The 7,621-nt window shown below is 44.6% G+C and carries 6 protein-coding genes, 2 tRNA genes and 2 pseudogenes; all 10 read left to right on the plus strand.

Annotated features, from left to right (window positions below; genetic code table 11):
• Nucleotides 1-394 (plus strand): type II toxin-antitoxin system VapC family toxin (locus HZC12_05620; protein ID MBI5026200.1); only part of this gene is annotated, 394 nt, incomplete at its 5' end.
• 334 nt (nucleotides 395-728) lie between these two features.
• Nucleotides 729-2,204 carry a DegQ family serine endoprotease gene (locus HZC12_05625; GenBank protein MBI5026201.1) on the plus strand — a complete coding sequence of 492 codons (1,476 nt, stop codon included), beginning with the start codon at nucleotides 729-731 and terminating at the stop codon, nucleotides 2,202-2,204.
• Nucleotides 2,205-2,290: 86 nt separating this feature from the next.
• Nucleotides 2,291-3,229 (plus strand): PIN domain-containing protein, encoded by a 939-nt coding sequence (locus HZC12_05630; protein ID MBI5026202.1) that lies wholly within the window; start codon nucleotides 2,291-2,293, stop codon nucleotides 3,227-3,229.
• Nucleotides 3,226-3,927 (plus strand): 2-C-methyl-D-erythritol 4-phosphate cytidylyltransferase, encoded by a 702-nt coding sequence (ispD, locus tag HZC12_05635; protein ID MBI5026203.1) that lies wholly within the window; start codon nucleotides 3,226-3,228, stop codon nucleotides 3,925-3,927. The genes HZC12_05630 and ispD overlap by 4 nt, the downstream gene beginning before the upstream one ends.
• Before the next feature lie 19 nt (nucleotides 3,928-3,946).
• Nucleotides 3,947-4,423, plus strand: a complete 477-nt coding sequence (locus tag HZC12_05640; protein ID MBI5026204.1) for a 2-C-methyl-D-erythritol 2,4-cyclodiphosphate synthase — start codon at nucleotides 3,947-3,949, stop codon at nucleotides 4,421-4,423.
• Nucleotides 4,423-4,926, plus strand: a pseudogene (gene cysE / locus HZC12_05645) (serine O-acetyltransferase). The gene HZC12_05640 and the pseudogene cysE overlap by 1 nt, the downstream one beginning before the upstream one ends.
• 48 nt (nucleotides 4,927-4,974) lie before the next feature.
• Nucleotides 4,975-6,455, plus strand: a pseudogene (locus HZC12_05650) (cysteine--tRNA ligase).
• Nucleotides 6,452-7,192, plus strand: coding sequence for a 23S rRNA (guanosine(2251)-2'-O)-methyltransferase RlmB (gene rlmB / locus HZC12_05655; protein MBI5026205.1), 741 nt, complete (start codon nucleotides 6,452-6,454; stop codon nucleotides 7,190-7,192). The pseudogene HZC12_05650 and the gene rlmB overlap by 4 nt, the downstream one beginning before the upstream one ends.
• A gap of 136 nt (nucleotides 7,193-7,328) precedes the next feature.
• A tRNA-Thr gene (locus HZC12_05660) sits at nucleotides 7,329-7,403 on the plus strand.
• A gap of 105 nt (nucleotides 7,404-7,508) precedes the next feature.
• A tRNA-His gene (locus HZC12_05665) sits at nucleotides 7,509-7,593 on the plus strand.
• Nucleotides 7,594-7,621 lie beyond the last annotated feature (28 nt).

Here is a 7,621-nt window from a genome sequence, read left to right on the forward strand (position 1 = left end):
GGTTAAATTGTACGTTGAAGAGATTGGTTCTGAGAAAATCAGGAAGATAGCACATGGTGCAACGGCCATTTCCACCTCAAAAATAGCATATACAGAAGCAAGGTCTGCTTTCGCAAGGAAACAGAAGGAAGATGGTTTCTCTGTTAACACACTGCGAAAAATCGTCGATGATTTAAACCGCGACTGGGAAAGCTATTTTGTCATCGAAATTACGGATGGATTGATAAGGTCTGCTGGTGACATTGCGGAAAAATATCTCCTCAGGGGTTTTGATTCCATTCATTTGGCCTCCGCCCTCAATCTGAAAAGTAAAATCAGGACCGAGATACATTTTTCAAGCAATGATACCAGACTGAATCAAGCTGCGGAAAGAGAAGGGCTTATAGTTTTATGAGGAGATGTGTTGGAAGGCTAAAGCTCCCTTAATGAACCTCTCTGCAGCAAGCTACAGGTATCTAAAAGTTGAACCTTTGTTTTTATTGTTATCCTTCCTGCTTGTCAGAAATCCTTCCTGCTCTTGTCCCGAAGCTTCGGGATCGGTTCGGAATCCTTCTCTCTTTTGTCACTCCAGCTTGTCTGGAGTCTTTTTGGAAGAAAGATTGCGGACAAGCCGCAATGACAGGAAAGGGACAAGCCAGAATGACACGTAGACTAAGGTCTTGGTTACATTTTAGATGACGCAATTCAAACTCTTTACAAGGTAAAACCTTTAGAGTTATAATTTAGAAATGAAGAAACGGACTATTATAATTCTTGTTTTAATATCAATAGTTTTAGGGGTTTTTATAGGTACTAACTGGGATGCCCTGTTTTATATATACAAACCCTTCCCTCAGGTTTATCCCCCGAAAGTACCGCAGGAACTGAAAAGGACAGGAGAGGCATTTTCTGATATAGTAAAGTCTGTTGGCCCCTCTGTTGTTAACGTATCTGCGACGAAGAGTGTTAAAAAAGGTTTATCTCCGTTTGCACCTTATTTTGAAGGCCCATCCGGAGATTTTTCTGGAGAGCCTTTTCACAATTTTAAATCGCCGAAGCGGTGGAAAGAGCGGAGCCTTGGCTCAGGCGTTATAGTCTCTCCAGACGGCTATATAGTCACAAACTACCATGTGGTAGAAGAGGCTGATGAAATAAAAGTTACCCTTATAGACAAACGGGATTTTAAGGGTAAAGTTGTTGGCTCCGACCCAAAGACAGACCTTGCAATTATAAAAATAAAGGCGAATGGTCTTCCGGTAATACCATGGGGTAATTCAGACAAACTCCAGGTCGGGGAATTTGTCCTTGCTATTGGCAGCCCATTTGGATTGAGCCATACAGTTACCATGGGGATAATAAGCGCTGTTGGGCGGGCAAATGTGGGGATTGCGGATTATGAAGATTTTATTCAGACTGATGCGGCTATAAACCCTGGTAATTCTGGCGGTCCCCTTGTGAATATAAATGGAGAGCTTATCGGTATAACTACGGCGATATTTTCAAAAAGTGGAGGCTATCAGGGCATAGGCTTTGCAGTGCCCAGCAATATGGCCCGCCTGATAATGGAACAGCTACTTAAAAGTGGAAAGGTTACCAGAGGCTGGCTTGGGGTCAGTATCCAGGAGATTACACCCGAACTGGGCAGGGAATTTGGACTTAAAAGTCTGAAAGGCGCTCTTGTTAGCGAGGTCTTCAGAGGGAGCCCTGCAGAAAAAGCTGGAGTCAGAAGAGGAGATGTCATTCTGGAATTTAATGGTAAGACAATAGAGGATGTCGGCTACCTGAGAAATATGGTTGCCCAGACCTCCCCTGGTAGCAGTATCAAAATTAAAATAATAAGAGATGGAAAGACGATTAATGTTGAAGCAACCATCGCTGAGCTCCCAAAAGAAGTTTCTGAAGTAAAGCCCGATGTAGAAGAAGCATCAAAAGAAAGCGCCCTTGTTGGCCTGCATATAATGGATATAACGCAGGAGGTTGTTAAACAGTTAAGACTGCCCAGAGGAGAACAGGGAGTTGTGATTATACGTGTGGAGCCAGGTAGCCCGGCTGAAGAGATTGGCCTTAAAAGAGGAGATGTAATTCAGGAAATAAACAGGAAGAGAATCAATAATTCGAGGGATTTTAATGGGATTGCCTCACGGATAAAAGAGGGCGATACATTACTCTTATATGTCAACAGGGGTGGCAAGAAATTTTATGTTACCCTCAAAGCATATAGTTAAAGGAAGGGGGTGAAATAGTGCTTTTCAGAATTGTTTTTTTAGGTTTTTTTGTAATAGGCGGGTATTTCTTCGGTCTCAGAGAAGGGATGCCGTATGAGGGGATTGCAATAGGCTTTGGCATAGGCGTCCTCGGTCTTATTTTAGAGTTTCTTTTTAGTAAGGCTGGATTGGCTACGATACTCGGCGGCCTCATCGGAATGTCTATGGGGCTTATTCTTGCAAATCTTATTTACTATCCGGTTAAGTCTTTTTTCACTGGCGCAGAGGGCCTTTATATCTCTGTTATACTGAATTCTCTCTTAGGATATAGCGGTCTTCTTTTAGGCCTCAAAAAAGGCAGCAGCCTCGCCATGCCAAATCTCATTAAGGTCTTTAGAGGCGGTGGTGTCGAGGAGAACCAGAAGATTATTGATACCAGCGTCATAATAGACGGCAGGATCGCTGATGTCTGTGAAGCAGGTTTTGTAGAGGGAACATTTATCCTCCCGCAGTTTATTCTTCAGGAGCTCCAGCACGTTGCTGATTCTCCAGATTCTTTAAAGAGGGCGAGGGGCAGGAGGGGACTTGATGTCCTGCATAGGATACAGAAGATGTCAAACCTTACCGTAAAGATAGTGGATGAGGATTTTCCAAAGATAAAAGAGGTGGACTCAAAATTGGTTGCCCTGGCTAAAAAGATGAATGGTAAAATCATAACAAATGATTTCAATCTGAATAAGGTGGCTGAACTTCAGGGCGTAACGGTGCTGAATATTAATGAGCTGGCAAATGCCCTTAAACCGGTTGTATTGCCTGGCGAGGCCATGAATGTTTTTGTGCTTAAAGAAGGTAAGGAGTCGAGTCAGGGTGTTGCCTATTTGGATGACGGGACAATGGTAGTTGTTGAGAATGCGAGGAGGCTTATCGGTAGAAACATCGATATAACTGTTACGAGTGTGCTCCAGACGACTGCAGGCAAAATGATTTTTGGAAAACTCAAGGAAGAGGTAGAAAGAGAAGAGTACAGGATGGCAAGAGAGGGATGAAGGCGAAAGTAATTGCTATAGTTCCTTCAGCAGGCATTGGCAAAAGGTTTGGTACTACAGGCAGGAAAACTTTTGTAGAGCTTGGCGGGATCCCTCTATTGATTCATACGCTTCAGAAGCTTCAAAAGGCAGAAGCTGTTACCGAGGTAGTCCCTGTCTTGAGGGAAGAAGACCTTGAGACAGGGCTTGAACTTGTTGAGTCCTATGGGTTGAGCAAAATAAAGAAGATTGCCCCTGGAGGCAAAGAGAGGCAGGATTCTGTCTATAACGCCTTAAACCTTATTGAACAGGGGGATTTAGTTATTGTTCACGATGGGGTAAGGCCCTTTGTTGATGTAGAGCTTATCGAGGAGGCAATCTATCACGCTAAAGATGTTGACAATATTGTGGTTGGCGTGCCAATCAGGGATACAATAAAAGAAGTGGGACAAGACGGTTTTGTTTCAAGGACTATGGATCGAGAAAGGCTCTGGGCTATTCAAACCCCTCAGGTTTTTCCATTAAATGTCCTGAAGCTGGCCTATCAAAAGGCTTATGAGGAAAATTTCTTTGCCACAGATGATGCAGCACTTGTTGAGAGAATTGGCGGGAAGATTAAGATAATCATGGGCTCTCCTCTTAATATAAAGATAACCACACGCGATGACCTTATCCTTGCAGAATTCCTGATAAGCAGAATGAGTAAAAGTGTGAAATGAGAAATGAAAAATAAGTGATATGAGGATAGGTTTTGGTTATGACGCTCATAGACTTAGCGAGGGCAGAAGACTGATTCTCGGGGGCATAGAGGTTCCTTTTGATAAAGGCCTCCTCGGCCACTCTGACGCCGATGTCCTCAGCCATGCAATTATTGACGCTGTTATAGGCGCTCTCGGCCTTGGAGATATAGGCAAACACTTTCCTGATACTGACCCGCAATGGAAAAACGCCTCAAGCATAGAGTTGCTTAAATACGTAATCGAGCTTGCAGGGTTAAATGGATTTGAGATTTCATGGGTCGATACAACTGTTATTGCAGAAAGGCCGAAGCTCTCACCTTATATCGAATCAATGAAAGACGCCATATCCAAATCCGGCATCCCATCCGGACTGATAAACATTAAGGCAAAGACAAATGAGGGCATGGGTTTTACAGGAAGGGGAGAGGGAATAGCAGCCTATGCGGTTTGTCTGTTGAGGAAGAAAATAGAGTGATGGGCTTCTGGAGTGATATAAAAAGGGATTACAAAGCAGTCTTTGAGAAGGACCCTGCTGCGAGGAGCGCCCTGGAGGTGATTTTTGCCTATCCCGGGTTCCATGCAATACTGCTTCACAGGATTAACCATTTTCTCTGGAACATTGGAACCCCTGTAATCCCGCGACTTCTCTCCCACATAGGCAGGTTCTTTACAGGCATTGAAATCCACCCTGCTGCAAAGATAGGCCCTGGATTTTTCATAGACCACGGCATGGGAGTTGTAATTGGTGAGACCGCTGAAATCGGAGAGAATGCACTGCTCTATCAGGGAGTGACCCTCGGTGGCACAGGCAAGGAAAAAGGCAAAAGGCACCCAACTCTCGGCAGAAACGTTGTTGTTGGTGCCGGAGCCAAGATTCTGGGGGCAATAACAATTGGTGATTATGTTAAGATAGGCGCTAATTCTGTTGTACTCAACTCTGTGCCTGAGAATTCAATAGTCGTAGGCATCCCTGGCAGGGTTATAAAGAAAAAGGTTGTGAAGATTCTTCAGGAAGGCCCTGTTGAGATGCTCGACCATGTCCATTTACCTGACCCTCTTGAGGATAAGTTTAAAAGGCTTGAGGAATACATTTTAGAGCTTGAGAAAAGGATTGAAAAATTGGAGGGAAAAGGCAGTACAATAAGAATTCACAATACCCTTACAGGCAAGAAAGAAGAGTTTATCCCCATTGTTCCTAAAAGGGTGGGCATGTATGCCTGCGGGGTGACAGTATACGACAGATGCCACCTCGGCCACGCCAGGAGCGCCATAGTATTTGATGTGATAAGAAAGTACCTGCAGTATAAGGGTTTTGAGGTGAGGTATGTCCGCAACTTCACTGATATAGACGATAAGATAATAGCAAAGGCAGCGGCGGAAAAAATGTCTGTGGAAGATGTTGCGAAAAAATATACAGAAGAGTACTACCGCGATATGGGGAGGCTTGGCGTGGAAAGGGCAGATATAGAGCCAAAGGCAACCGAACATATAAAGGAGATAATAGATATAGTCCAGGCTTTGATTGAGAAAGGGTTTGCCTATACTGTAGATGGGGATGTTTACTTTGAGGTAAGTAAATTCTCAGGATACGGAAAACTCTCCAAAAGGGAAAAGGATGAGATGCTTGCCGGGGCAAGAGTGGAGATAAATGAGAGGAAGAGAGACCCCATGGATTTTGCCCTGTGGAAGGCTTCAAAGGAAGGCGAGCCAGCATGGAAAAGCCCATGGGGGACAGGAAGGCCTGGATGGCACATCGAGTGCACTGCAATGTCTATAAAACACCTCGGCGAGAGTTTTGATATTCATGGCGGAGGGGCTGATTTAATTTTTCCCCATCATGAAAATGAAATAACCCAGAGCGAAGCCTTTACAGGTAAACCATTTGTTAAATACTGGCTGCACAACCGATTGAGTTTTCTGATGAGCAACTGAGAGAGGCTGAGGCTTCGCTGGATAGATTTTATGCAACCAGAATAAGGATGGATGATTTTCTTTCTGTTAGAGGCGATTCTGCTGGAGAAAAAATCTCCTCAGTGGCAGTTTCTGTGTCCTCAGATAAGACCTTTGAAGAGACCATTGACAGCTTTAAAGGGAAGTTCGATTCTGCTATGGACGATGATTTTAATACTGCCCTTGCCCTCGGATATATTTTTGAACTTGTAAGAGAAATAAATCGCTTCCTTGACAGCATGCCTTCTCGGAATCGAGTCGTACCGACTGGCGAAAAGGCAAGACAGCTCGTAATTAATGCCCTCAATGCAATACTGGATGCCGGCAGGGTTTTTAACCTTTTCAGGCGGACACCAAAAGAGTGGTACCTTGCCCTTAAAGACATGAAGGGGATTCCTCTTTCAGAGGCTGAGATTCTTTCGAGGATTCATGAGAGGCAGGAAGCCAGATACAGAAAGGATTGGGCAGCAGCAGATATTATCAGAAGGGAGCTCGAAGAGTCAGGGATTCTCCTTGAGGACAAAAAGGATAAAACGGACTGGAAGGTTAAGGTTTGATGGATCTGATCTTTGGCCTTAACCCGGTTCTTGAGGCTTTGAGGGCTGGTCAGAGGACGATAAGTCGCATATACATAACGGCAGGCAGGCGGGATCAAAGACTTTCAGAAGTCCTTACTCTTGCCAGACTGAATCATATTGAGTTCAGGGTATTGCCGGGAGAAGCTTTCAATAAACGATTTCACGGAAAGGGGTTACAGGGGGTCGTTGCAGAAATAGCGTCCACGGAATACGTATCCCTGGAAGAAATTGTAGATATACCACAAAAAGAAGGTAAGCTACCACTTTTTTTACTCCTCGATGAACTGGAGGATCCGAGAAACCTCGGCGCCATTTTAAGAACTGCTGAGGCCGGGGGAGTTCAGGGCATTATAATACCGTCCCACAGAGCAGTTGATCTTGGGCCTACTGTGGCCAAGACTTCTGCGGGTGCGATTGAATATGTGCCAGTAGTTAAGGTATCTAATCTCAAAAGGGCAATGGAAGTCTTGCGCGAAAAAGGCATATGGATTTACGGAGCTGACCTTAATGCCCCAAAAAATTTATGGGAAGAGGACTTAAACGTGCCTCTTGCCATTGTCTTCGGCTCTGAAGGCAGGGGGCTCAGGAAGACTATCCGGCAGTCCTGTGATGCCCTTATAAGCATCCCGATGTTCGGGAGGCTCAATTCATTAAATGTCTCTGTGGCGGCAGGGGTAGTTATTTTTGAGATTTTAAGGCAGAGACAGGGGAAATAATAAAAAATTTCAAAGGCTTGTAAAAAACAAAGCTCAGGTGATATAATTATTGTTGACCAAAAAAGGAAAGTTTTTTATACTATGTTCTTTTTGGAGGGGATTTTTGCGTCTTATCCCTGTCCCGAAGCTTCGGGATGCCGATGTAGCTCAACGGTAGAGCAGCTGATTTGTAATCAGCGGGTTGGAGGTTCGATTCCTCTCATCGGCTCCATGAACAGCAGTGAATAGTTATTAGTGATTAGTTGTTAGTAAAAACAGAAAAGGATTATTCGCCACGGCGAATCCGCCTGAGGCGGAGAGGGCATTGTAGTTATTTGGAGAGGTTCCCGAGCGGCCAAAGGGAGCAGACTGTGAATCTGCCGGCGCTGCCTTCGGAGGTTCGAATCCTCCCCTCTCCACCAGCGGATTGAAGATTGTAATGTGAAAATT

Source organism: Nitrospirota bacterium (assembly GCA_016214385.1).
Lineage (GTDB): Bacteria > Nitrospirota > Thermodesulfovibrionia > UBA6902 > JACROP01 > JACROP01.

Excerpts from the sequence above, each read along its gene's own strand:
- HZC12_05625 (MBI5026201.1), top strand. The coding sequence starts at position 729 with ATGAAGAAACGGACTATTATAATTCTTGTTTTAATATCAATAGTTTTA.
- HZC12_05630 (MBI5026202.1), top strand. The coding sequence starts at position 2,291 with ATGCCGTATGAGGGGATTGCAATAGGCTTTGGCATAGGCGTCCTCGGT.
- ispD (MBI5026203.1), top strand. The coding sequence starts at position 3,226 with ATGAAGGCGAAAGTAATTGCTATAGTTCCTTCAGCAGGCATTGGCAAA.
- HZC12_05640 (MBI5026204.1), top strand. The coding sequence starts at position 3,947 with ATGAGGATAGGTTTTGGTTATGACGCTCATAGACTTAGCGAGGGCAGA.